We start from the raw sequence: 24,334 nt of genomic DNA on the forward strand, positions 1-24,334 counted from the left end.
ATACCGATTAGCATGAAACAGACTTTGCGAAGCCTTGTCGGGGGAGTTGTGTTCCTCGGCATGGCGCTGGCCGCCGAAGCGGCTGCCGCATCCACCGCCGCCGGAGAGTCCGGCAGGTCCGTCCGCAACTCCGCGTCCGCCGCCCCCGTCGTCGGAGAAGCGGTCACGGTCTTCACCGAAGGAGAGGCGGGCTATGCGGGATTCCGAATTCCGGTCGTCATCTGCACGGACGACGGCGCATTGATAGCCTTCGCCGAAGCGCGCCGGCACGACAAACGCGACAGCGGCGACATCGACCTCGTGATGCGCCGTTCGGAAGATGACGGGCGTACCTGGGGCCCGATCACGACGGTCTGGGACGACGGCGGCAACACCTGCGGCAATCCGGCTCCCGCAGTTCTCGGCGGCGGACGGATCGTCATGCTCGCAACGTGGAACCGCGGCTGCGACCGCGAACGGCAGATCGAAAGCCGCACGAGCGTCGATACGCGGCGTGTTTTCGTGCTCCGCTCCGAAGACCACGGACGAACCTGGAGCCGTCCCGAAGAGATCACCTCCGGGGTTAAGGACCCGGAGTGGACCTGGTACGCCACCGGTCCGTGCCACGCCGTCGTCAAACGCCGCGCGCCTCACAAAGGGAGGATCGTCGTTCCGGCCAACCACAAACGGCTGGAAAACGACGGCCGGGTCGAATCCTATTCGCAGCTGCTCTTCTCCGACGACGAGGGCCGCACGTGGCAGTTGGGAGCCGTTTCGCAACGCGGCGGAAACGAAAGCACGGTCGCCGAACTCGCAGACGGCTCGCTGCTGCTGAACATGCGGCACTACGAACGCGGCGACAGCCTCCGTCTGTACGCCGTGAGCCGCGACGGCGGGACAAGCTGGAGCGTCCGGGGCGAACATCCCGAATTGGTCGAACCCCGCTGTCAGGGAAGCCTGCTGAACCTCACGCGCGGCGGCCGTCCCACCCGGCGGCTGCTCTTCTGCAACCCCCACGACCCGCGCCGGCGCCACAACCTTTCGCTGTGCGAGAGCCGCGACAACGGCCGGACATGGCTCCATCTGGCGACCGTCTGCCCCGGGCCGTCGGCCTATTCCGATCTGGTACGGCTCGACCGCAACCGCGTAGGCGTGCTCTATGAAAACGGCGACGCCGACGATCTCTACCGCCGCATCTCATTCACCGTCATCACGCTCCGCCCATGAATCCCCGGACTCTCCTCCTCCCGGCCGCGCTGACCGCCGCCGGAACGGCATCGGCCCGACCCGCCCAAACACAGCCCAACATCGTCGTCATTCTGGCCGACGACCTCGGTTTTTCCGATCCGGGATGCTTCGGAGGCGAAATCGAGACGCCCGTGCTGGACCGGCTGGCGTCCGAGGGCCTGCGTCTCACGCAACTCTACAATTCGGGACGCAGTTGCCCCTCGCGGGCCTGCCTGCTGACGGGGCTATATCCCCATCGGGTAGGTATCGGCGAGATGGTGCGCGATCACCGGGAAGCGTGGCCCGAGGGCTACCGAGGCTATCGCCAGGACAACAACCTCACCATCGCCGAAGCGCTCCGAGCGGCCGGTTATCATACCGCCATGACAGGCAAATGGCACATGGGAAAGGCATACACCCCCGTAGACTGCGGGTTCGACGATTTCTACGGATTCCTCAACGGCGCCATGACCTACTGGAATCCCGAACGTTACGTCCGGCTGCCCGAAACGGCACCCCGGCGGGAGTATGCCCGGGGCGAATTTTACGCCACGGATGTCATCACCGACTACGCCATCGACTTCGCCGCCCGGGCGCGCGAACTGCATAAACCGCTCTTCCTGCACGTGGCATACAACGCCCCGCATTTCCCGCTGCAAGCCCCCCGCGAACGCATCGATCACTACATGGAAATCTATCTGAAAGGCTGGGATACGATCCGGGAGGAGCGAGAGGCGCGTTTGCGCCGTCTGGGCCTGCTGTCCGACGAGGAGCAGGCCGCAGGCCGGGGCGTAGTGCCGGCAAGCCAGTTCATCGACCGCACACGCCCGGTGCCGGCCTGGGAAGAGCTCCCGGAAGAACAGCGGCACGACCTGGCGCGCCGCATGGCCATCTATGCGGCCATGATCGACATCATGGACCGCAACATCGGACGCCTTGTCGAAGCGCTGCGCGACAACGGACAGTTGGAAAACACGCTTCTGCTCTTTCTCTCGGACAACGGAGCCTGCGCCGAATGGCACGAATTCGGATTCGATGGCCGCAGCGGCACGAACTATCGCATCCACACCGCCGACGAACTCGCCGGCATGGGACAACCCGGAACCTACCACCACTACGGCACCGGCTGGGCCAATGTCTGCTGCACCCCGTTCCGCCTCTACAAACATTTCGCACACGAGGGCGGGATCTCGTCTCCGAGCATTCTGTGGTGGGGCGGCCGGGTGAAACACCCGGGCGGCATCGACCACCAGCCCTGCCATCTCATCGACATCATGGCCACCTGCCTCGATGCCGCAGGGACAGAATATCCCGCGCAGTACGAAGGGCGCCGGCCGGTACCGGCCGAAGGCATCTCGCTCCTGCCCCTCGCCGAAGGGCGGCGGCTGCCCGTCCGTCCGATCTTCGCCGAACACGAGGGAAACCGCATGGTGCGTCTCGGACGATGGAAACTCGTGGCTTCCTATTACAACGGACAGCGATGGGAACTCTACGACATCGCGCACGACCGCACCGAACAGCACGACCTGGCGGCCCGGCATCCGCGCAGGGTAGCACGGATGGCGCAACTCTATTTCCGGTGGGCCGATGCAAACGGCGTACTGCCCTATCCGCAGCTGATGAACGAATACGGCGGACAGAAGATGGAGGTTTACAACGAACGGTAAAAAATCTTACCGCGCGGCCCGCAGGGCGTCGATGAATCCCGGACAAAGAACCCAGAGATTCTCGGTCCGGAGCCACAATTCGCGGGCCTGCGCCGCAGACGAAGGGTGCTCGCCCTCGATGTCGCGCAGGTAAGTGTCGTCGGCCGGGTGCTCGTCGGCCGTGAACTCGGCGAACCACGGAGCGAAGCGCGTGCGGAAGTGCTGCAACTCCCCCTCGGGCAACCGGCCGTCGCGGCGGTAAGCCGACCACAGCAACAGGATGCCGCGTCCCGGATACTTGTCCGAAATGTCGTTGACGACCTCGTCGAAAAGCTCCTGTTCGTCCATAGCCAGGTAATCGAAAGCCAGCAATTCGCTACCCTCCAGATGGTCCTCGGGGTCGAGCTCCAACAACATCTCCAACAATGCCGCCGAGAGTTCGAAATCGTTGATCAGAAAGTGGTCGATGGCCGAGGCGTGGATCAACTCCAGCGCCGCACGCGAATTGCGGTGGTTCCACTCGAGGTTGACCTCCTCGTCCTCGGGAATCAGCTCCGCAAGGCGCTGGAATGCCTGAAAACGCTCGTTGCAGGCTTCCCGGACATCGCCGGCGGCTTGCATTTCGCGGCTCCGAGCGAGGACCTTGACAAAATTATAGGGTCCCTCGCCGACCACCTCGAAGGTCTGGTCGGGCGTAGGGTTAAGAGAGGCTTTCTGCATCGTTGTTCCGGAGTTTGAAGATCATTGCGACAAGGACCGCCAGCGTCACCGCACCGCCCAGCAGATAGGCTGCCGTGCGGTTCTGCATGCCGAACATCAGCGGCGAAACGAAGATATAGCTGGCGCAGACATAAGTCATAATGAGCGCCGGAATCAACCCCGGCCAAACGGTGCGCCCGCGACGGCGCAGGTAGGCGACGATCATCCAGAGCGTCACGGCCGCGAGGGTCTGATTCATCCACGCGAAATAGCTCCACATGGTCTGGAACGGCAGCCCGAAGATGATGAGCAGCCCCAATGCAAACAACGGAACGCAGATGTAGATGCGCTTACGCAGCGAGCGCTGCTCGACGCCCATGAAGTCGGCGACGATCAGTCGCGCCGAACGGAAAGCCGTATCGCCCGAAGTGATGGCGCAGGCCACGACGCCGAGGATGACGAACGCCGCGAGCACCGGACCCAACGTCTTGTTAGCGATCACATCGACCAGCACGGCGGCCTGCCCGCCGTATTCGGCGATGGCGTTGTTCAACCCCTCGACATTGCCCCAGAAAGCCATAGCGATGGCGGCCCAGATAAGGGCGATGATCGACTCGGAGATCATGGCGCCGTAGAAGACCGAACGGCTCTCGCTTTCGCTGCGCATGCAGCGGGCCATCAGCGGCGACTGCGTGGCATGGAATCCCGAGATGGCCCCGCAGGCGATGGTCGTGAAGAGCATCGGTACGATCGGGAAGTTCTTCGCATCAGCTATGCAGTTTTCGAAAGAGGTGAACTCCGGAATGGTGTATTCACCGCCGAAAAGCAACACCACGAGGATACCGAGGGCCATGAACAGCAGCGCGAAGCCGAAAACGGGGTAGATGCGGCCAATGATCTTGTCCACGGGCAGCAGCGTAGCAGCGATGTAATAGACGAGGATGACGCCCAGGATGATGAGCAACAGCCACGAGAAATTCCCGAACGCAATGCCTTCGAGCGCCGGAACGTCGAGCCGGTTGGCGATGAGCGACGCGGGCTGCGAGAGGAACACGGCCCCCACGAGGATCATCAGCCCCGCGGAGAAGAGGCGCATGACGACCTTCATCCCGCTGCCGAGATAGTGGCCTGCGGTTTCGGGCAGGCTCGCGCCGTCGTGGCGGAGCGAGATGACCCCGGCGATGAAATCGTGCGCCGCGCCCATGAAGATACCCCCGAAGGTGATCCACAAAAACGCCACGGGGCCGTAGGCGGCACCGAGCACCGCACCGAAGATCGGGCCGAGGCCCGCGATATTCAACAGCTGGATCAGGAAAATGCGCCAACGCGGCAGGGGCACATAATCCACACCGTCATAAAGTCGTTTACAGGGAGTTTCGGCCGCCGGATCAATATCGACGAGCCGTTCCAGATAGCGTCCGTAGGTAAAATAGGCGGCAACCAGCAGTGCAAGGCACACCAAGAAAGTAGTCATAATGCAGTTTCGGGTCAGTTTTGACGCGAATATAGCAAGAAAAGAGAGAATTTTCGTAAAATTGTTGCGAGAAAAATATTTTTTTCAGATATTTGCAGTCCCAAAGAGAACCTTCGGGTTCCCGGAAGGCCGAAATAGCTCAGCGGTAGAGCACTTCACTCGTAATGAAGGGGTCCCGAGTTCAAATCTCGGTTTCGGCTCTAACAATCAAGAGATTACAGTTTTTGTAATCTCTTTTTTTATGCCGTTCGGCGAGGAAAAACAAGGCTGAAACGGTGATTTACGAGGCTTTATTGTACTCTTTATTGTCTCCAAATCGCTACTTCCGACTGCTTGCACAGCATGCAAGTGAAATCAACCCCGGTCTCATATTTTTCCTCAATCTATAAAAAACAAAGTTGTGATTCCATAGGTTCGCCTATTGCATGAAAACTTTGTTTTTGAGAACTTTGTGGCATAATAATGGCAACAGCACCGAGAAATCGGAAAGATGTTTTGCATTTTCCATGAATATCGTTACTTTTGCGGTAACATATTGAATACACGGAAAGTGTAGCTTGTTCTCTGATTGCGAACGTAGGAAATTCGACAGAAGAGAGAATAGGCCGACATCTTCTCGCGTCATATCCATTCGTGGGTACAGGCGTGGGGCTGTTGCTTATTTAATCTTCAAGGTTTCCTACGACCTGCAATCATTGAGTAAGTTTTCAGCACCACGCTTTCTGCTTTTTTATAATCACTATCGAGGTGCGGATAGTAAGAATTTCTTACTATGAAAAAACTGATCTTATGGAGTTGTACGCTTACGACTTTTCTTTTGCCTTCATGTGCGCCTCAACGAATTACAGTCTACTGTGAACCGCATCAAGCGGCAATCTACATAGACGGCCAATATCAAGGCAATGGTATTATCAATTATTCCATTCCCCGAAAACAAAAATATATTATTGTTTCTTGTACCGAAGACGGGGTGTCATTCGTAAATCGCAGATTTCTCACAAAAGGGATAAAATCTGAGATCAGTATCTATTTGGATGAATATAAAACCTATTCGTCTGATCCTAAAACACTATCAACTTATTAAAATACATTTCCAATGAAAAATCTATTTTTACTGCTCATCTTTTTATTAGGTGGGCTAAATCTTGCCAACGGTGCCAAAAGCAAAACATTCAAAGTAATGGCACAGCCCAAAGAAGCCTCCATTTTTGTCAATAACCAGTTCGTCGGTTATGGTTTTGCAGAATTCAACAGGCCCAAAAAGAAAACGGATGTTATCGCAATTCGAATCGAGTGCGAGGGATATAAACCTCTTGAAACAAAAATATATGCCGACGATGTTCGGAGTTCGGTTTCTTACACGCTACAAGATGACGGTTTTTATCGAGCGACTGCAACTTCGGGTTTAGTCAATAAATTTATGACTGTCACACTCGACAACTCTCTATATACGATTGATGAACAAGGGACGATCAATGTTGCAAAAGCATGGAAACTGTTGCATCAAATTCTCTTGAATTATTTTGAGGAAATTGCAGCCACAGATTACAGCGGCGGATACTTACAAACCCCATGGCATTATAAGACGTTCCAGTTATCTGACAAACAAATGCGAACACGCGTAACGGTAAGAGATATTTCTACTCCTACACAAGTTGCATTTCAAATAAAGGTTTCTTCAGAAGTGGCGAGTGCAATGGCTGCAAGACACGGTGAGTTTACGAATGTAGATCGTATCGTGAAAGAGTTGGAACCGATGTTACAGGAATTACAGACAAGATTAGGAAAAATGCACAGTTTGTAATTATAAATCCAAGACTTAAAAAATATGAAAAAACTTATTTTATGTGCAGTTCTTTTTTCTGCATCGGTATCAGCAAACGCACAAGGATATAAAGAAACATTTGATTCCAACTCATTGGAGTGGACGGAATGTGCATATAAAAATGGTATCGGAACAGCCATTATCGACAAAGGTGTGATGACCATTAAATCAAAAGGTGAAAAAAAAGGTCTATCTGCTGTGTTAAGCGCCACAACCGGTACGGCTGTAAAAGCAGGAGAAAATACCTTTTTTGAAACTCATTGCTACGCTCCGATTGATATGATGAAACCTTTTGAGATACAAGCAAAAGTTAATATCAAACAATTAGCAGAGGATCGATTAGTCGGTTTGGTATTCAATTATCGAGACGGAGGTAATTTTTATGCGTTCTCGTTCAATGACGATTTCGTTAAATTTACTCGATATGAAGATAATATGATCGTCGGTGATATTATGCAAGGCATCAAATGGCCAGGCAAGCGCCGTTCTGATATGGATTGGCTCCTGATTAGCGACGGTCAGACTTTAATATTCAAAATAGATGGAGTATCTATATTAACAATTCGCCATATGCCTTTGCAGTATAGTGGATTTGGATTTTATACTTTCGGCAATCAAGAACTTGTTGTAGACGAGGTCGAATTTAGACAATAATTAGACAATAAACATAATAACTGTGCATTAGGACAGGCTTGTGCAAAGGATCAATCAGCCCTTTGGTCCAAGCCTGTCCTTTTTTACGCTCGGAGAGCCGAAAGAGAAATCGCAGCCAAACGCGCGGCGCAATCCGCCGGAACTATTTGCCCTTGCGGCCCTTCCGACCGGTGCCGATGTCGAGGGGATGAGCGAAGATGAAACGCGCACCGCCCGTATAGGTCGGGTCTACCCAGATGCGGCCCCCGATGATCACGGCGATCTGACGGCAGATGGCCAAACCCAAACCCGTACCCTTCTTCTTGTTACCCTCGAGCTTCTCGAAACGGTTGAAGACCATCTCCTGCTTGTCGGGCGGGATGCCCGGACCGGTATCGGTCACCGAGAAAAGCACCTCGCCGTGCACCTTGTCGATCTCGACGCCCAGCGTGATGCTGCCTTCGGAGGTGAATTTTCCGGCGTTGGTCAGCAGGTTGATCAGAATCTGAGACAGACGATGGGCGTCGGTGGTCAACATGAACGAATCGACGGCGCATTCGAAACGCCCCTCGACCCCCTCCTGACGTGTATGGGCCGTGGTCATCAGCGCGTGCTGGCAGATCTGCACGATCTCCTCCGAGGCGTAGTTGAACCGTATCTTGCCGCATTCGAGCGATGAAATGTCGAGAATGTCGTTCAACAGCGTGAGCAGCATCTCGGAGTTGTTCACCACGATGTCGCAGTATTCGGCGCGCTCCTCCTGCGACAACTCCTCGCTCTGCATGAGCGACGAGAAGCCCACGATGGCGTTGAGCGGCGTGCGGATCTCGTGGCTCATGTTGGCCAGGAACGCCGATTTGAGCATATCCGACTCCTCGGCCCTCTCCCGGGCGACGACCAGCTGCCCTTCGCGCTCTTCGAGCGTCCGTTTGAGCCGCTGCACACGCAACAGCAGCCACGTCACGAACAGCAGCAACAGGACCAGCAACAGGATGCCCAGCATGAGCAGTTCGATGTAATGGGAGTATTTCGAGAGCTTGGCGGCTATCGTATCCTCCACGACGCTGCCCTTCGGAAGGGCGTATTCGGCGATCTTCCACTCTTTGAGCTTGCGCGAATCGAAGAGGTAGACATTCTTGCTGGTATGGAAATGCACGTCGTCGATCCTGCCCGTATCGTAGTACTTCTTGATCTGGGTGGCGATCAGCGGAGCGCCGCTCTCATACTCGGGAACGTAACCGCCGATGGCCACGTCGCCGATGCACGTGCGGGTGATCGAGAAGACCGGGATGCGGGGATTGCTCTGGACCAGCTCGATCAGCGAACGCTGCATGAGATACTCCCCGTCGCAACCCACGCGCCACGTGCCGAGCATCACGGCCGAACGGGGCGGCAGCGACGCATAAGCCTCGTGCACCGCCTCCTCGCCCTGGCGGCTGTCCACGAGGATCAGATTGAGGTCGGGATAGTGCTTCCACTCCTCGCGCACGAGGGCCTGCAACGAGATGCCGCCGTAGGTGTTGTCCGTGACGAGGGCGATGTTCTCCACCTGGGGATACAGCGAGCGGATCAGTTCAACATTTCGGCGGATATTGTATCGGTTGAGCATGCCGCCCACCGTTTTCAAACTGTCGGTCATGCCCTGATACTCGACCGAACGGGGCTTCCACGTCTGCAACGAATCGGGCGGCGGCGGAAGCATCACGCCGTTCGAACTGACGAACCCGCAGAAGCACATGACCCCTTCGGGAATGCGGCCCAGCGACACGAACGAGGCCCACGCCTCCTGCCCCAGCAGCACGACGGCCCGCAACGAACGGCTCTCGTAGCGGGTGATCATGTTGTCGATCAGCGACATCCACAGTGCGGCATCGGCAATTCCCTTGCATTCGAGCGTCTCGATACAGATGTCGCACGGGATGCCCAAAGCCAGTATCTGCTGCTCGAATTCGGTGATGAACCTCGCCATGCGGCGCGTATCGGGATTATACGACGAGACGATCAGGATACACTCGCGTTCCGGCGTCTCCTGCGAACGTACGAACAGGGGCGCCAACAGCATGCAAAGGCACAACAGCCCCCAGCCCGGCTTGATCACGTTGTTTCGGTTCATAAATTCAATTTTACCCCGCAGGCGGAGACGCGCTCCGTATCCGGAGCCTTCCGCCCGAAGAAAGCACTCGGAAACAAGCGCATGAAACGGGGAGATCCGTACAAAAATACCAAAAAAAATCGAAAATAATCCGCCCGACGGCAGAAGCATGCCGAAACAGACCGTTTTTGCATGGCTCATTGAACGGAATCGTCATATCCGCCGGAACCGCAGTTCGGCGACGACGGCCTTGTGGTCGCTCACATCGTCCTGCGGCATGTAGTAACCCACGCCCGCAAACCGGTCGTCATAGAAGATATAGTCGATCCGCAGCACGCCGCCCAGATAACGGAACGTGCCGCCGAATCCGTTGCCGACAGCCCGGAATCCGTCGGTCATGCCGCCCTTCAGCCGGCGGTAGGTATAGGACGAAGGGGTGTCGTTGAAATCCCCGGCCACGATGACCGGATAGTGCGTGGAGTCGATCACCGCACGGATCTCGCGGACCTGCTGCGCCCGGATACGGCTGTTGCGCTCCAATTCGCCGATCACGCGCTCGACCGGAACGTCGCGGCCGTGATCCTTGCGGAAACGCTGCCGGAGGCCCGAAATGCCCGATGTCTGCAAGTGCACCGAAAAGATGCGCACCGTGTCGTCGCCGACCTTCACGTCGGCCTGCAAATAGTCGTTGCCCGAGTCGGGAAAGCGGACGTAGCGATGGTCCACGATCGGGAAACGGCTCAGAACGGCCTGACCGGCCCGGTAAACGAAATAGGGCATCTGCGGAGCGAAAAGCCGGGCGATGCTGTCGGGCGGAAAGGCCCGGTCGTCGATGAACTCCTGAAAGCACGCCACGTCGATATGCTCGCGGTTCATCATCGACGCGATGGCGCGGGCGGTGACGGAGGTGGGCCCGAGACGGCGGAACCCGTAGGCATTGAGCGTCGCCACGCGAATGTCATGGGGCCCCTCGTCGTCGAAATCGGGCAGCTGGATCATGGCCGACACGTAGCCCAGGTTGAGCGCCAGCGCCGCGACGGGCATCAGCGCCACGCCCCACCGGCGGAGCAACAGCCACCAGACGAGCGCCGCGAGGTTCAGCAGCAGGATGACGGGCATCAGCAACCCGATCGAAGCCCAGAAATTCCCGGCTTCGGGCGAGACGAACGACGCGCGCCAGCTCAGAACGGCTGCGACCAGCAACAACGCAGTAAAGACGACTGCGAGACCCGTTAACAGATCAGATACGGTTTTCCGGCCCATAAATTATTTCGACTCGATTCGTTTGTTCCGTCGGCAAAGATAGTCACTTTTCCTGCAACCGCCTTGCCGACCGCAAAAGCGGCATCCGGCCGGTGCAAAAATACGGCCACAACCGTTCTGACGCCGATGGATTCCATTGCGGCGGATCAAGCCGGAGCGGACCTCCGTCCCGACATCCGTTTCATCGCACCGTCCGTCCGTAAAATAATCGTTTCGGTCCGTTCGCGTATTGCAAAATCGAATCGTTTTCAATATATTTGTCCGTCAGCCCTCTGATCGCCGTAAACGAATTGCAACGCGAAACGACTTTTTCCCGATAAATCGAAACACAAAGACACGATTTGCTTATAGAAAACCAATAAATGCCCAAATTTATTTATATGCGTTCACTTTCCAAATTCTGTGTCCTGCTGCTCACGGCAGGACTGCTCGCGCTCCCTGCGTCAGGAGCGGCGGCCTCCAAATCAAAATCCAAAAAGAAAAAGACGAAGACAGAGGAGGTCGCCAAACCGAAAACCGACAAATACACCAAGATGTTTGTCAACGACAAGTCGTGCGTAACGGCCAAGGGACCCTTTCTGACACTGCACAAACTCAAAGGCAAACTCTACGCCGAAGTTCCCCTCGAAACGATCGGCCGCGAGATGCTCATCGCTTCGACCATCTCCGAAGCCAGCGACACCAATCTGGGAACCATCGGCTACAAACCGAAGGACCCCATCCACGTCAAGTTCACGCGGATCGACACCACGCTCTACCTCTCCGAAGCCCCCGTGCCCCCGCTCTACGACAAGAACGACCCCCACATGGCCAAGGCCATCAGCCGCAGCTCGCTGCCCGCCATCATCACGTCGTTCAGTTTCGTCTGCTACAACCGCGACAGTTCGGCGCTGGTCGTCGATATGACCAAGTTCTTCGCCGGGGACAACGCCCAGCTGGCTCCCATGAGCAACAGCAACAACGGCCTGATCAGCATCACCGGAAAGTTCAAGAGCGAAGGCTCGGCCATCGACCAGATCAAGGCGTTCGAGGACAACGTCACGATCAAGTCGTACCTCTCCTACTCGGTATCGGCCAGCCTGCTGGGTCTGGTATCGCTCAAGAAGGACGAGCCGATGACCATGAAGGTGACGCGCACGATCCTGTTGCTGCCCGAGGAGGCGATGCGGCCGCGTCTGGCCGATGACCGGATCGGCATCTTCCTGACCGGCCTGTCGCGCATCGACGGCAAGAAAGAGACCATCGAGGACTTCTCGGTCATCAACCGCTGGGACCTCCAGCCCAAGGACGTGGAGGCATGGAAACGCGGCGAACTCGTGGAACCGGTCAAACCCATCGTCTTCTACCTCGACGACGCATTCCCCGCGCTGTGGCGCGACCCGATCCGCCGCGGCGTCCTGCGCTGGAACAAGGCGTTCGAGAAGATCGGATTCAAGAACGTCATGCACATCGAGGACTTCCCGAAAGACGATCCCGAATTCGACCCCGACAACCTGAAATACTCCTGCATCCGCTATGTCCCGGCAGCCGTGGCCAACGCCATGGGCCCCTCGTGGGTCGATCCGCGCTCGGGCGAGATCATCAATGCCTCGGTGCTGATGTACAACGACGTGGTGCGGCTGGCCAACACGTGGCGCTTCGTGCAGACCTCGCAGGTAGACGAGCGCGTGCGCGGCAAGGAGCTCCCCGACGACGTTTTCCAGGAGACGCTGGAATACATCCTCACCCATGAGATCGGACACACGCTGGGCCTGATGCACAACATGGCGGCCTCGAGCGCATTCCCCGTGGATTCGCTGCGCAGCGCCTCGTTCACGCAGAAGCACGGCACCACGCCCTCGATCATGGACTACGCGCGTTTCAACTACGTGGCGCAGCCCGGCGACCGGGGCGTGAAGGTGACTCCGCCGGACCTCGGCCCCTACGACGAATACGTCATCAAGTACGCCTACACGCCGCTGCCCGACAAGAAAGACATGTTCGACGAAGAGAAAACCATCCGCGGATGGATCGACGAAAAAGTCGGCGATCCGATCTACCGCTACGGCCGTCAGCAGCTCATCGCACGCTACGACCCGACCGCCCTGGAGGAGGATCTCGGCGACGACGCCATGAAGGCCGGCGACTACGGCATCGCCAACCTGAAATACATCCTCTCGCACATGGAGGAGTGGATTCCCGACGAGGAGGACCCCGATCTGACGAAGCGCATCCGGCTCTACGAAGCGATCGCCGGACAGTTCGCCCGCTACGTCAACGCCGCGATGCTCAACGTGGGCGGCATCTACCTCAAACAGGTGAACAGCAACACCCCCGGAGGCCCCCAGGCCGTCGCCGTGCCGAAAGAGCGCCAGCGCGCCGCGCTGAAATGGGTGCTCGCGCAGATGAAGGACTCGTCGTGGCTCGAACAACCCGCGCTGACCGAAAAACTGCCGCTGCACGTGGACCTCTCGTCCATCCTGCGCTTCAACTTCTGCCGCGCGTTCTTCACCTATTATAAGAACGTCATGCTCTCGTCGCACATCTCGGACAACCCCTACACCCCGCAGGAGTATATGAACGATCTCTACAACATCGTCTTCGAGAACACGATCAAGGGGCGTTCGCTCTCGCCGTCGGAACGGCTCATCCAGCGGATGTTCGTCGATGCGTCCGCCGACGTGGCAGCCAGCGAGGCCAAGCGTCTGAAGCTGGGCGGCATCGCCGAAGCCTATGCCCCCTCGGTGGACGAAATCGCCCTGCTGGGACTGGACGACACGGGGCTGGTGGAACGCTACCTCACCCCGCTGCGCGAAGCCGAGGAGGAACACGGCAAAGGCTTCGTGGCGTCGAAACTCTGGAACGCCGACGCGCTGTCGCACGGCTACGGCTGGCAGTACAACGTCCAGCTGCGGTCGATCGACGAGTCGCGCGCCCTGTTCGTCAGCGTCAACGACCGCATCCTGAAACTGCTGCGGTCGCGCGAAAAGAGCGCCTCGGGCGAAACCCGGGCCCACTATCAGGGCATGATCTACGTGCTCGAACGCAGCATGTTCCCGTCACAGAAAAACTAAGAACCCGGGCAGGCCGGTTCATCCGGACCGGCCTGCTTAAACACCCAAGTCTATGCAAAAAATTCTACACTTTCTCAGCCGGGCACGGGCGCTCCGGCTGGTATTGCTCGCAGCAGCGGTCTGTACTGCGACTACCGTGACAATGGCGCAGGGGGGGGGAAATCCGATCAACCTGAACGCCACGGTGAGTATCGCGGCGACGGAACAACCCGTCGGGACGATACTGGATGAAATTACCAAAAAGACCGGGATCAAGATCGCTTACGATCCCGAAGACATCCGCCGGCTCCCGCCCGTAAGCGGGGAATTCAAAAAGGCGGCGATCTCGGACGTGCTCGACCGCTGCATCGCCGGATCGAGTTTCAAATACCAGATCGAAAACAACGTCGTGCTGGTCTACGACACGATGGTCAAGACGCGCCGCTTCACCGTAGCGGGCACGGTCTACGACTCGAACAATACGGTGCTGCCCGGTGCCACGGTGCTGCTGGCAAACGGATCGGGACAGGGAGTCTCGACCGACGAAAAGGGTGAATTCACCTTCTCCTTCACGACCAAGACGAGCCCCGCCCTGCTGGAAGTGGGATTCCTGGGCATGGAGACACGCCAGGTAGTGGTCACGGGCTCGATGAAAGGGCTCAAAGTGAAGCTCAAGGAGGGCGGCACGCAGATCGAGGACGTGGTGGTCAACGGTATGTTCTCGCGCAACAAGAGCACGTTCACCGGTTCGGTGACCACGGTCAAGGGCGAAGAGCTCGTTTCGATCTCGAACACCAATCTTATGACGGCCCTGAGCGCCGTGACCCCGGGCATGGTGGTCGTACAGAACAACGCCCTCGGCTCGAACCCCAACGCCATTCCCGAAATCCTGATCCGCGGTTCGAACTCCATCGCCACCTCGGCCGAGGAGAAAGCCTACAACAACCCGCTCATCATCCTCGACGGCGCCGAAATCTCGATGGAGGAGCTTTACGACCTCGACATGTACGAGATCGAGCGCATCGACGTTCTGAAAGACGCTCAGGCCGCCATCGTCTACGGCGACCGCGCCGCCAACGGCGTGATCGTCATCGAACGCCAGCAGGTGACGGACAGCAAACCCCGTCTGAGCTACAACTTCGTTCCCGAACTGAGCATCCCCGACCTGAGTTCGATAAACCTGACCAATGCCGCTCAGAAACTGGAGCTGGAACGGCTGGCAGGCTTCTACGAAACGGCCGACGGGTCGATGGACAAAGCCTACGCCTACAAATTGCAGAACGTCCGCCGCGGCATCAACACCGACTGGATACGCGCCCCGCTGCGCGTGCCGTTCAGCCACACCCATTCGCTTTCGCTGAGCGGCCGCGCCCAGAAGATCGACTACCGCGCGTCGCTGCGTTTCAGCGACAAATACGGCGTCATGAAGGGCGACAACCGCCGCAACTACACGCTCAACTTCTCGGTGGGCTACCACTCGCGGGACAAACTCACGCTGCGCTACACGGCCAACTATTCGCTGACCGACTCCAAAGAGTCGCCCTACGGCAATTTCAGCGCCTACACGAAACTGAATCCCTACGAATCGCCCTACGACGAATACGGCGATCTGGTGAAGGCGTTCTATTTCAACCCCGAAGACCCCTCGACGACCAGCCAGGGATTCCAGGCCAACCCGCTTTACAACGCCACGCTGTCGAGCTTCTCGACCGCCCGGACCCAGAATCTGCGCAACACGGTCGATGCCAAATGGGAGATTACGCCCGACTTCTACGTCAGCGGCCAGTTCAACGTCGATATAGAAAGCAGCCAGTCCGACCGTTACATCTCGCCCGACGACGCACAGTTCCTCAGCAAGTCGGAGCCCTCGGAGCGGGGAACCTACCGCCTGGGCACCAGCAAGGGATTCAACTACGACGGCAAGATCGTGCTCAACTACGGCCGTTCGCTCGACAGCCAGGGATCGGGATTCGTGATCAACGCCGGAACAGACATCCAGCACACGAACCTCACCTCGTCGTACGTCACAGCCATGGGCTTCCTGAAAGACGAACTTTCGGACATCAAATACGCGCTGGGGTACGATCCGAGCAACCTGCCCTCCGGCAGCGAGACGCTGCTGGCCAAAGTGGGATTCTTCGCCAGCGGCAACATCTACTTCCGCAACCGCTATTTCGCCGACATCTCCTACCGGACCTCCGGCTCGTCGGCCTACGGCTCGGAGAACCGCTTCGCACCGATGTGGTCGTTCGGTCTGGGCTGGAACCTCCACAAGGAGAAATTCCTCGACGATGTGGAGTGGATCGACGTAATGCGCCTCACCTGGTCGTGGGGTTACAACGGCCAGACCACCGGCAGCCCCTATCAGGCCATCACCACGTACCGCTATGACAACAAGAACATGTACTACACGGGTGTGGGAACCGTCCCGATCCGCATGGGCAATCCCGAACTGAAATGGCAGCGCGTACTGAAGAACAACATCGGCATCGACCTCACGCTCTTCAAGGAGCGTCTGGTCCTGAGTTTCGACTATTTCCGCAACACGACCAAGGACCAGCTGATGAGCATTCCGCTCCCGGCCTCGACCGGCGCCGAGAACATCACGGTGAACTTCGGCGAGAACCAGAACACGGGTTACGACTTCTCGGTCGCCGCACAGATCATCCGCAACCGCAACTGGGCGTGGACCTCGGTGATCAACGGCTCGCACGTCAAGGACCGCATCAAGCGCATCAGCAATACGTTGAAAAACACCTCCTATCAGGTCGATCTGGACAGCCCGCTGATGCTGCGGTTCCGGGAGGGCGGCTCGCAGTACGACATCTACGCCGTGCGTTCGGCCGGCATCGACCCCGCCACGGGACAGGAGATCTTCATCAAGAAGAACGGCGAATACACCTTCAAATACGACACCGAAGACGAAGTGGTCGTGGGCAACACGCAGCCCAAACTGCAAGGCACATGGCTCAACACGCTGCGCTACAAGGGCTGGTCGCTGAATTTCGTATTCAGCTACACGTTCGGCGGAGACACCTACAACAAGACCCTCTGGGAGAAGGTCGAGAACATCGACCCGCGCTACAATGTCGATGAACGCGCCTTCACCGACCGCTGGAAGAACCCCGGCGACCTGTCGCGCTACCTGGCCATCCGCCAAACCACGCAAACGTACAACTCGGAACGTTTCGTGGAACGCCTCAACGAACTGTGGCTGTCGAGCGCGACGATCTCCTACGAGTTCCAGGCCAAGTTCCTCAAACGGCTCGGATTCAAACGCCTGGCCGTCGGCGTCGGCGTCACGGACCTCGTGCGTTTTTCCAGTGTGAAGTACGAACGTGGTACGAGCTATCCGTACAGCCGTACGATCAACCTGATGTTCCGTCCCACTTTCTAACATGCCGAAGACTATGAAATCGATCAAACAATACAGTCAGACCCTGCTGCTGCTGACGCTGCTGCTGAGCGGCTGCGGGGCTTACCTCGATGTCAACCCCAAATCGGAGGTAACCGACAAGGAACTTTTCTCCACGGCCGAAGGCTGCGAAGACGCCATCTACGGAATCTATGCCGAGATCGGCGGCGAGCGCAACGGACTCTACGGACAAATGCTCGCCTACAAATATCCCGAGCTGATGACCGGCAATTTCACCATCAACCAGAGCGACAACATGGCCTACGTCGTCCAGCGGCAATGGACGCACGACAATGCCATCGCCATCGCCGAAAAGATCTGGACCACGGGATACAAGGTCATCGGCCATGTCAACAAGGCCCTGTCCCACATCCTGCCGAAAGACGACAGCGAATTCCGCCATACGCGGCTCTACAAGGGCGAACTTCTCGCCCTGCGGGCCTTCCTCCACTTCGAGATGGCGCGCATCTTCGCCGTATCGTTCGCCTCGGGTGACGCCGCGGCCAAAGCCAAGGCGATTCCTTATGTGAAGAGCTACGGCATTCAGGTCACTCCGTACAGTTCGCTCGACAAGGTGTTCGAATTCATCATCGCCGACCTGACCGAAGCCGAGAAGTACCTCGAAGAGGATGCGACCCTGCTGCCGGTGGTGCGCGACAACGCCATGGGCGACTTCACGAGCAACCGCATCACCCATTTCAACCTCTACGCCGTCAAGGCGCTGCTGGCCCGCGCATACTGGACGATGAACGATCTGGAAAAGGCCGAGGGCTACGCGCAGGAGGTCATCGACAGCGGCAAATTCCCGCTGAAAACGACCGCCGGGGCTTGGAACAGTCTCGAAACGGGTACGCTCGACATGCAGGAAACCGTCGTCGGTCTCTACTCGACGACCTTCACGTACTACTATTACTTCGACCTGATCCGCAGCTCCACGAGCATGGGCTCCATGAAACTCGCGGAGCAATACACCTCGATCTTCGAAGCGGATCAGGAGGGCAATGCCGACCGGCGCTACGTGGCGTGGTTCGACCGGAACAACAACTGGTGCACGAAGCACTACAATGTGATGTACGCTTCCAGCAACGACTCCGGTTCGACGGCGACCTACAACGGCAATTCAATCCCGGGCGTGAGCCTGATCCGCATTCCGGAGATGTACTACATCGTCGCGGAGGCCAATCTCACGAAAGATCCCGACAAGGCCACCGAGTATCTCGACTACGTGGTCACGTCGCGCGACCAGACCGCGTTCGCCGACCGGGAAGCGGGCAAAATCACCGAGGAGAATATCTTCAACGACCGCCGCAAGGAGTTCTTCGCCGACGGAGACGATTTCCACAACATGAAGCGCCTTGCCCGCGACCTCACCATTTCGGGCATGGGAACTTTCGCCGGCAACGACGACGCGACCTACACGATGCCCATTCCGGCAAGCGTGGAAGACAATTACAGACAATAAAAAAACGAGGCATATGAAACGCAAACTCATATTCAACATCCTCATCGTCCTGAGCGCGGCGGGCGGATTTCTCTCCTGCTCCGATACGTGGCTGATGTACGACACCTCGCAGAAGGACAAACTCTATTTCAGCGACGGAGCCCAGAGTCTGGACCGCTATCTCTCGACCGAAGCGCCGTTCGCCCTGCTGGACGAATCGGTGAAGGAGCTCCGGCAAACCATATCGGTGAAACTGCTGGGCATGGTCGCCGACCATGACCGGACCTTCGAAGTGCAGGCCATCCACGACACGACGACCAACTACACGACGGGCGGTGTCGCACGCGAACTCTACGACGCCGTCGAAGGCGAAGACTACACGATCGACGAACTCATCGTCCCAGCAGGGTCCGTGGAGGGCCGGATCGAGGTCACGGTGAAGCGTACCGAAAAACTCAAGGACAAAACGGCTTCGCTGGTGCTTCAAATCGCCGAAAGCGACGAATTCCAAGGCGTTCCGCGCAATGTTCACCGCATCCTGATCTCCGACGGTATCGCCGCCTGCCCCAACTGGTGGTACCATACCGCCACTATTCAGTGGTATATGTATCTGGGCGAATTCCGCGAGGAGAAGTACCGGAAGCTGCTGGAACTCTACCACGGTATCGAAGAACTCAATCCGTCGCTTTACGCCGAGATGGTCGAGCAGTTCGGCGAAAATATCGACAACAAAACCTATGTAAACAAAAACGGAATAGTGACCGAAATCCGTACAGGCTTTTTCCATAACAGCAACAACCCCTATAAAATGGCCTGGAACCGATATGTGCTCAGCCCACTATACGAATACTACAAGACCAATTACCCCGATTTGGAAACCTACGGCACCTATAATTCAGGTACGGGCACCGGATGGAGAGATCCGGTAAATATCTATTAACCGAACAAACGCACCATGAAAAAGTTACTGAAATATTTCGTGGCCGTCGGCTGCGGCATCGTACTGATCTCCTGCTACGGACTTGAAAAAGAGGAGTACCGCGAACTGGCGCCGATTACGGTCAGCGGTCTGGAACAGACCATTTATGCCAAGGCAACCGAGAAGCTGACGCTGAACAGCCTGCGTGTCGAGAGCGGCAACGATCACGAGATCGCTTACGAGTGGTCCTACGGCCGTCCCGACGGCGACTTCCCCGGAATGATCGATACGACCTTCATTTCCAGTTCGCCCACGCTCGACTACGCCTTCGAAAAGTCCGGCAGTTATGTGCTGCGCCTGCGGATCGACAACGGCGAGAGCATCGGCTTCTACTACTACGACCTGCGCGTGCAGTCGGGATTCGACGAAGGCTATCTGATCCTCTGCAACGACGAGGAGAATCGCGGTTCGCTGGCGTTCGTCAAGATACGGACGCCCCAGGAGGAGACCGAGAATGCACAGGAGGTGTGGGACGATCTGCTGAATCTGATCAATCCGGAGTACGAATTCCGGAACCTGAACGACGTTTACGTCTTCTCCACCCCCGGATTCTGGTCGGGCGTTCTGATCTCGTCGAATGACGACGAAAGCTCGATCTATCGTCTCGACGCCGCATCGCTCGCCGTCACCCACCGCACGAAGAGCATGGAGGAATACGGTGTTCAGACCGGAACGATTCTGGGAGAACAGACCTATGGAAGCACCGAGCAATACGTCCATCTGATCGGCGAGGATTTCAAAGCCTATCGTTACGAATTCTCGGTCGATATGCTCATCTCCCGGAACCCGCCCTATCCGGCAAAATACAGCCAGCAGGGGTACTTTGCCTCGAAAAGCAAAGGAGTACGCAGCGTACTCACATTCTCCGAAGAGGGTGCGAATCTATTCCCCAACGGCCGTAGCACGAAAGGATATGCCGCGCCGAGCGGATATAAGTTCGTCAATATAGCTGCTGCACGAGTCGGAGAAGGACAGTATGACCGCAGCTATTTCTACTACATTGCACAGTCAATCGAAGGTTCTCCCAAACAGATCAAGATACTCAAAACAAATGATTCGTTCGGTGAACCGACCGAACTCCTGACATACACCGAGTCGGCCCCGATGCTGATGAACGCCCATTCGCGAATCGTGACGACGAAGCTCAACGGAAACGCCTATTACGACTACGACAACAAAATCTACCACTGGTCGATGACCGGAACTTCGCCGCGGGTGCCGGCCGAAGGGGACCAGCCCGACATCACGCTGCCCGACGGCGAACAGATCATGGACATCTGCACCAATGCGGTACCGTCCACTTCGTCCACGGTGATCGACGACGACAAACTGCTGATCGCCACCTATAACCCCACGGCGACGGATCGCAAACCGGGCAGTCTGTACCTCTACGATCTGCGGACGATGAAAAAGGAGAAGGAGTGGATCGGCATCTGCGAAAAGCCGGTGGCCGTGGCCTACAAATTCCCGACGTCGAACTGACGCCCGGTCCGACAAGTATCAAAAATTCGGTCCTCCCGCATGGGAGGGCCGAATTGCATTCTATTGAACCAACATCGCGTGGTGATAACCGTCGGTCTTGTCCCAGTCCCCGCGCGTGAAGTCGGGCACAGCCACCGGAGCGCTGTTGTGTTCGAGCGACATGGCCGTCAACGCCCCGATGCACGACCATTCGGCAGCATCGTAGACATCCTGGTCGAGCGGCAGGCCGTGATGCAGGCAGTAGATCAGGCGGTAGTCCATGATGAAATCCATGCCGCCGTGGCCGCCGACCTCCCGGGCCTTCGCCTCGATCTCCATAGCAATCGGATGTTTGTAACGCTCCATCAGCGCCTCCCGCACCTCCCTGGGCACGAAGCGGTGGCTGCTCAGGTCCTCGTGGTCGGGCACGCCCGACTCCGTGAGCTGTTCGGGATCGAAGGCGTAGCCCTGAACCGGGTATTTGTTGGCGAAGCCTTTCGTACCGGTCAGCTGGTACATGCGGCTGTAAGGACGCAGCGTGTAGACGTTGTGTTCCAGCAGGATCGTGCGGCCCCTCTCGGTCTTGATCAGCGTCGAGGTGTGGTCGGCGTTGGCGAACTCCGTGGCGCCCATCTTCTCCCCGGCCTGTTTCAGGCCGTTGACCGACCGGGTGTCCACGGCCACGAGGTAGTTCATCTTGTCGCCGCGGTGGATGTCGAGCACCTGGCAGGCGGGACCAAGGCCGTGCGTGGCGTAAACGTCGCCGCGGTGCTTTTGGTTGAAGTCGAGGCGCCAGTTGCCCTCGTAGTAGTCCCAGAAGGCATCCAGATTGTGGATATACGATCCCTCGACATGGAGGATGTCGCCGAACAACCCCTGTTTGGCCATGTTGAGCGTCGTGAGCTCGAAGAAGTCGTAGACGCAGTTTTCGAGCATCATGCAGTGGCGCCGGGTCTTCTCGGCGGTGTTCACCAGCTGCCAGCACTCGTCGAGCGACGTGGCGGCGGGAACCTCCACGGCGACGTGCTTGCCCTGCTTCATGGCGTAGACCGCCATCGGCACGTGCTTCTGCCACGGGGTGACGATGTAGACGAGGTCGATGTCGCCGCGCTCGCAGAGCTGTTTCCAGCCCTCTTCGCCGCTGTAAGCCGCGGCTTCGGGAAATCCGCGACGCGCGAGGATCGCCTGCGCGCTATCGACCCGCTCGGGATAAAGGTCACAGAGGGCCTTGATCTCGACGCCGTCGAGATGAGTGAAGCGCTCCACAGCACCCGGACCGCGCATGCCCAGCCCGACGAAGCCCACCCGGACCGTCTCCATCGGAGCCGTCCTGAGCCCCAGCACCGATTCCTGGCCCGGCTCGCGCGCCGGCGTGTCGAACACGATCACCCCGTCGATGGTCTTCCAGCCTTTCGAACCGCAACCCGAAAACAAGAGGATACCCGCGAGAGCTCCCGATAAAACGAGGAATTTCTTCATTTGTACAGCAGATTGATTGGTTTCAAGACAAAAGTAGGAAATATTTTGAAAAATGCGCTCGTTTGAGTACTTTTGCGGTCATAAAATCTCCTTCCATGTTGCGTAGACTTGCGGCGGTAATCCTTTCGGCCCTCCTGCTCTCCCCGGGATGGCTCAGCATGACGGGGCTGACGCTCCTCGCGGGATTCGTCCCGCTGCTGTGGGTGAGCGCCTCGTACGACGCCTCGCGCCGCTCGTGGTGGAAGGTCTTCGGCTGGGCGGCGCTGACCTTCGCGCTGTGGAACGCCCTGACGATCTGGTGGATCTGGTACGCGACGCCCGTAGGCCCCCCGGCCGCCACGCTGGCCTCGACGACGATGAACATGATCGCCTTCATGCTCTTCCACACGGTCTCGAAAAAAGCTCCCAAGGCCCTCGCCTACACCACCCTCGTCACGGCGTGGATCGCCACCGAATACTGGTACACCGTCGGGGATTTCTCGTGGCCGTGGCTCATCCTCGGCAACGGATTCTCGCACGAGGTGTGGGCCGTGCAGTGGTATGAATACACGGGCGTCTTCGGCGGCACGCTGTGGGTGCTGCTCTCGAATATCCTGATCTTCGAAGCCCTCCGGGCGCGCACCGTGCGGCGATGGACAGCCGCGGCGTGCGTCGTCGCGGTGCCGATAACCGTATCGCTGGCCATCTGGGGAAGCTGGGAACAGCCCGACGAAGGGGCGGCCGAGGTGAGCATCGTCCAGCCCAATGTGGACTGCTACGACAAATTCCACGGCGACACGGAGCGGCAGGAGGAAAATATCCTCGACCTGCTGGACGACGTACCCGCCGGGGCGCAGTTCATCCTGCTGCCCGAGACCGCCGTGCCGGGTTACTACCGCGAACCCGCGCTGAGCGATTTCTGGCCGGGGGCGGCCGACACGCCGGGCGAATTCTGGCAAGTGCTGGCCGACACGCTCCGCAGCCGCCATCCCGAGGCCCTGCTCATTGCCGGAGCCAACACCACGCGCCACTATCCGGCGGGAGCGCAGACCGAAACGGCCCGTGCGGAACGCTTCGGAAACGGCTATTACGACGTATTCAACACGGCCGTGGGGCTCGACTCCGCGGGCCGCACGCAGCTTCATCACAAAGGCCGGCTGGTAATCGGCGTCGAGAACACCCCGACGTGGGTTTTCGACGTGCTGAAATTTCTGGTCATCGACCTCGGCGGCACGCTCGGGCAGATCGGCAAGGGACAGCACGGCACGGCCTTCGAACACGATGGAATCAAAACCGGCCCCGCGATCTGCTACGAAGGGCTTTACGGCGACTTCTACGGCGATTTCGTGCGCCGCGGCGCGCAGTTCATGGCCATCATCTCGAACGACGGCTGGTGGCGCGACACGCCGGGCTACAAGCACCTGTTCACCATCTCGCGCCTGAGGGCCATCGAACACCGCCGCGCCATCGCCCGCTCGGCCAACACGGGCCGCTCGGGATTCATCTCCGCCCGCGGCGACGTGGGCGAGACCCTCGGCTGGGAGGAGCGCGGCGTGATCTCCGCCCGGGTACCCCTCAACTCGGAACTGACTTTCTACACCCGCTACGGCGACTATCCGGCCCGCATCTCGGAATATGTGCTGCTGCTGTGTCTGCTCTACTACGTCGCCTACCGGGTCAAACGCAAAAACCATCTCGTCCAATAAATCC

General features: G+C 58.1%; 15 protein-coding genes and 1 tRNA gene. 11 read left to right on the forward strand and 5 right to left on the reverse strand.

The genetic code is table 11. The features are described 5' to 3' along the window. Positions 1 to 12: 12 nt before the first annotated feature. Positions 13 to 1,206 (forward strand): sialidase family protein, encoded by a 1,194-nt coding sequence (locus WMO46_RS02795; RefSeq protein ID WP_349093740.1) that lies wholly within the window; start codon positions 13 to 15, stop codon positions 1,204 to 1,206. Next, on the forward strand, positions 1,203 to 2,873 hold the full coding sequence (locus tag WMO46_RS02800) for an arylsulfatase (protein ID WP_349093741.1): 1,671 nt from the start codon (positions 1,203 to 1,205) through the stop codon (positions 2,871 to 2,873). Before WMO46_RS02795 ends, WMO46_RS02800 begins: the two co-directional genes overlap by 4 nt. A 6-nt stretch (positions 2,874 to 2,879) precedes the next feature. On the opposite strand, the gene WMO46_RS02805 is transcribed toward WMO46_RS02800, so the two are convergent. Beyond that, positions 2,880 to 3,572, reverse strand: a complete 693-nt coding sequence (locus WMO46_RS02805; protein ID WP_349093742.1) for a tetratricopeptide repeat protein — start codon at positions 3,570 to 3,572, stop codon at positions 2,880 to 2,882. Next, positions 3,553 to 5,025: a carbon starvation CstA family protein gene (locus WMO46_RS02810; protein WP_129651250.1), complete on the reverse strand. Its 1,473-nt coding sequence runs from the start codon at positions 5,023 to 5,025 to the stop codon at positions 3,553 to 3,555. Before WMO46_RS02810 ends, WMO46_RS02805 begins: the two co-directional genes overlap by 20 nt. 128 nt (positions 5,026 to 5,153) lie before the next feature. Here WMO46_RS02810 and WMO46_RS02815 point away from each other — a divergent pair. The 3 genes from WMO46_RS02815 to WMO46_RS02825 all read left to right on the forward strand — a co-directional run bounded on the left by WMO46_RS02815 (position 5,154) and on the right by WMO46_RS02825 (position 7,504). Beyond that, positions 5,154 to 5,225 (forward strand) — tRNA-Thr (locus WMO46_RS02815). Positions 5,226 to 6,121: 896 nt separating this feature from the next. Continuing rightward, positions 6,122 to 6,829 (forward strand): hypothetical protein, encoded by a 708-nt coding sequence (locus tag WMO46_RS02820; protein WP_242493145.1) that lies wholly within the window; start codon positions 6,122 to 6,124, stop codon positions 6,827 to 6,829. Between the two features lie 24 nt (positions 6,830 to 6,853). Beyond that, a complete protein-coding gene (locus tag WMO46_RS02825) occupies positions 6,854 to 7,504 on the forward strand; it encodes a lysozyme inhibitor LprI family protein (protein WP_349093743.1) in 651 nt (216 codons plus the stop codon). Positions 7,505 to 7,646: 142 nt separating this feature from the next. Here WMO46_RS02825 and WMO46_RS02830 read toward each other — a convergent pair whose 3' ends face one another. Together WMO46_RS02830 and WMO46_RS02835 are read right to left on the reverse strand one after the other, a co-directional pair. After that, the gene (locus WMO46_RS02830; protein ID WP_349093744.1) at positions 7,647 to 9,596 is read right to left on the reverse strand and encodes a sensor histidine kinase; all 1,950 of its coding nucleotides are present in this window, start codon (positions 9,594 to 9,596) and stop codon (positions 7,647 to 7,649) included. Between the two features lie 192 nt (positions 9,597 to 9,788). Continuing rightward, a complete protein-coding gene (locus WMO46_RS02835) occupies positions 9,789 to 10,838 on the reverse strand; it encodes an endonuclease/exonuclease/phosphatase family protein (protein ID WP_195497242.1) in 1,050 nt (349 codons plus the stop codon). Between the two features lie 380 nt (positions 10,839 to 11,218). Here WMO46_RS02835 and WMO46_RS02840 point away from each other — a divergent pair, with 380 nt between their 5' ends. From WMO46_RS02840 to WMO46_RS02860, 5 genes are read left to right on the forward strand one after another with little or no spacing between them, the layout of a single operon-like run. Next, a complete protein-coding gene (locus tag WMO46_RS02840; protein ID WP_349093745.1) occupies positions 11,219 to 13,891 on the forward strand; it encodes a zinc-dependent metalloprotease in 2,673 nt (890 codons plus the stop codon). A 52-nt stretch (positions 13,892 to 13,943) separates the two neighbouring features. Next, positions 13,944 to 17,267: a SusC/RagA family TonB-linked outer membrane protein gene (locus WMO46_RS02845; protein WP_349093746.1), complete on the forward strand. Its 3,324-nt coding sequence runs from the start codon at positions 13,944 to 13,946 to the stop codon at positions 17,265 to 17,267. 13 nt (positions 17,268 to 17,280) lie between these two features. Further along, positions 17,281 to 18,747 (forward strand): RagB/SusD family nutrient uptake outer membrane protein, encoded by a 1,467-nt coding sequence (locus tag WMO46_RS02850; protein WP_349093747.1) that lies wholly within the window; start codon positions 17,281 to 17,283, stop codon positions 18,745 to 18,747. Between the two features lie 13 nt (positions 18,748 to 18,760). Beyond that, positions 18,761 to 19,666: a DUF4843 domain-containing protein gene (locus WMO46_RS02855; protein ID WP_195497244.1), complete on the forward strand. Its 906-nt coding sequence runs from the start codon at positions 18,761 to 18,763 to the stop codon at positions 19,664 to 19,666. 15 nt (positions 19,667 to 19,681) lie between these two features. Then, a complete protein-coding gene (locus tag WMO46_RS02860) occupies positions 19,682 to 21,187 on the forward strand; it encodes a hypothetical protein (protein ID WP_302590084.1) in 1,506 nt (501 codons plus the stop codon). A gap of 60 nt (positions 21,188 to 21,247) precedes the next feature. Here the strand turns inward: WMO46_RS02860 and WMO46_RS02865 are convergent, their stop codons facing one another. Beyond that, the gene (locus WMO46_RS02865; RefSeq protein ID WP_349093748.1) at positions 21,248 to 22,645 is read right to left on the reverse strand and encodes a Gfo/Idh/MocA family protein; all 1,398 of its coding nucleotides are present in this window, start codon (positions 22,643 to 22,645) and stop codon (positions 21,248 to 21,250) included. Positions 22,646 to 22,740: 95 nt separating this feature from the next. Here WMO46_RS02865 and lnt point away from each other — a divergent pair, with 95 nt between their 5' ends. After that, complete coding sequence (gene lnt / locus WMO46_RS02870) at positions 22,741 to 24,330, forward strand: apolipoprotein N-acyltransferase (protein WP_349093749.1); 1,590 nt, start codon at positions 22,741 to 22,743, stop codon at positions 24,328 to 24,330. The last annotated feature ends 4 nt before the right edge of the window (positions 24,331 to 24,334 follow it).

Origin of the sequence: Alistipes intestinihominis, from assembly GCF_040095975.1 — a bacterium.
Taxonomy (GTDB): domain Bacteria; phylum Bacteroidota; class Bacteroidia; order Bacteroidales; family Rikenellaceae; genus Alistipes; species Alistipes senegalensis.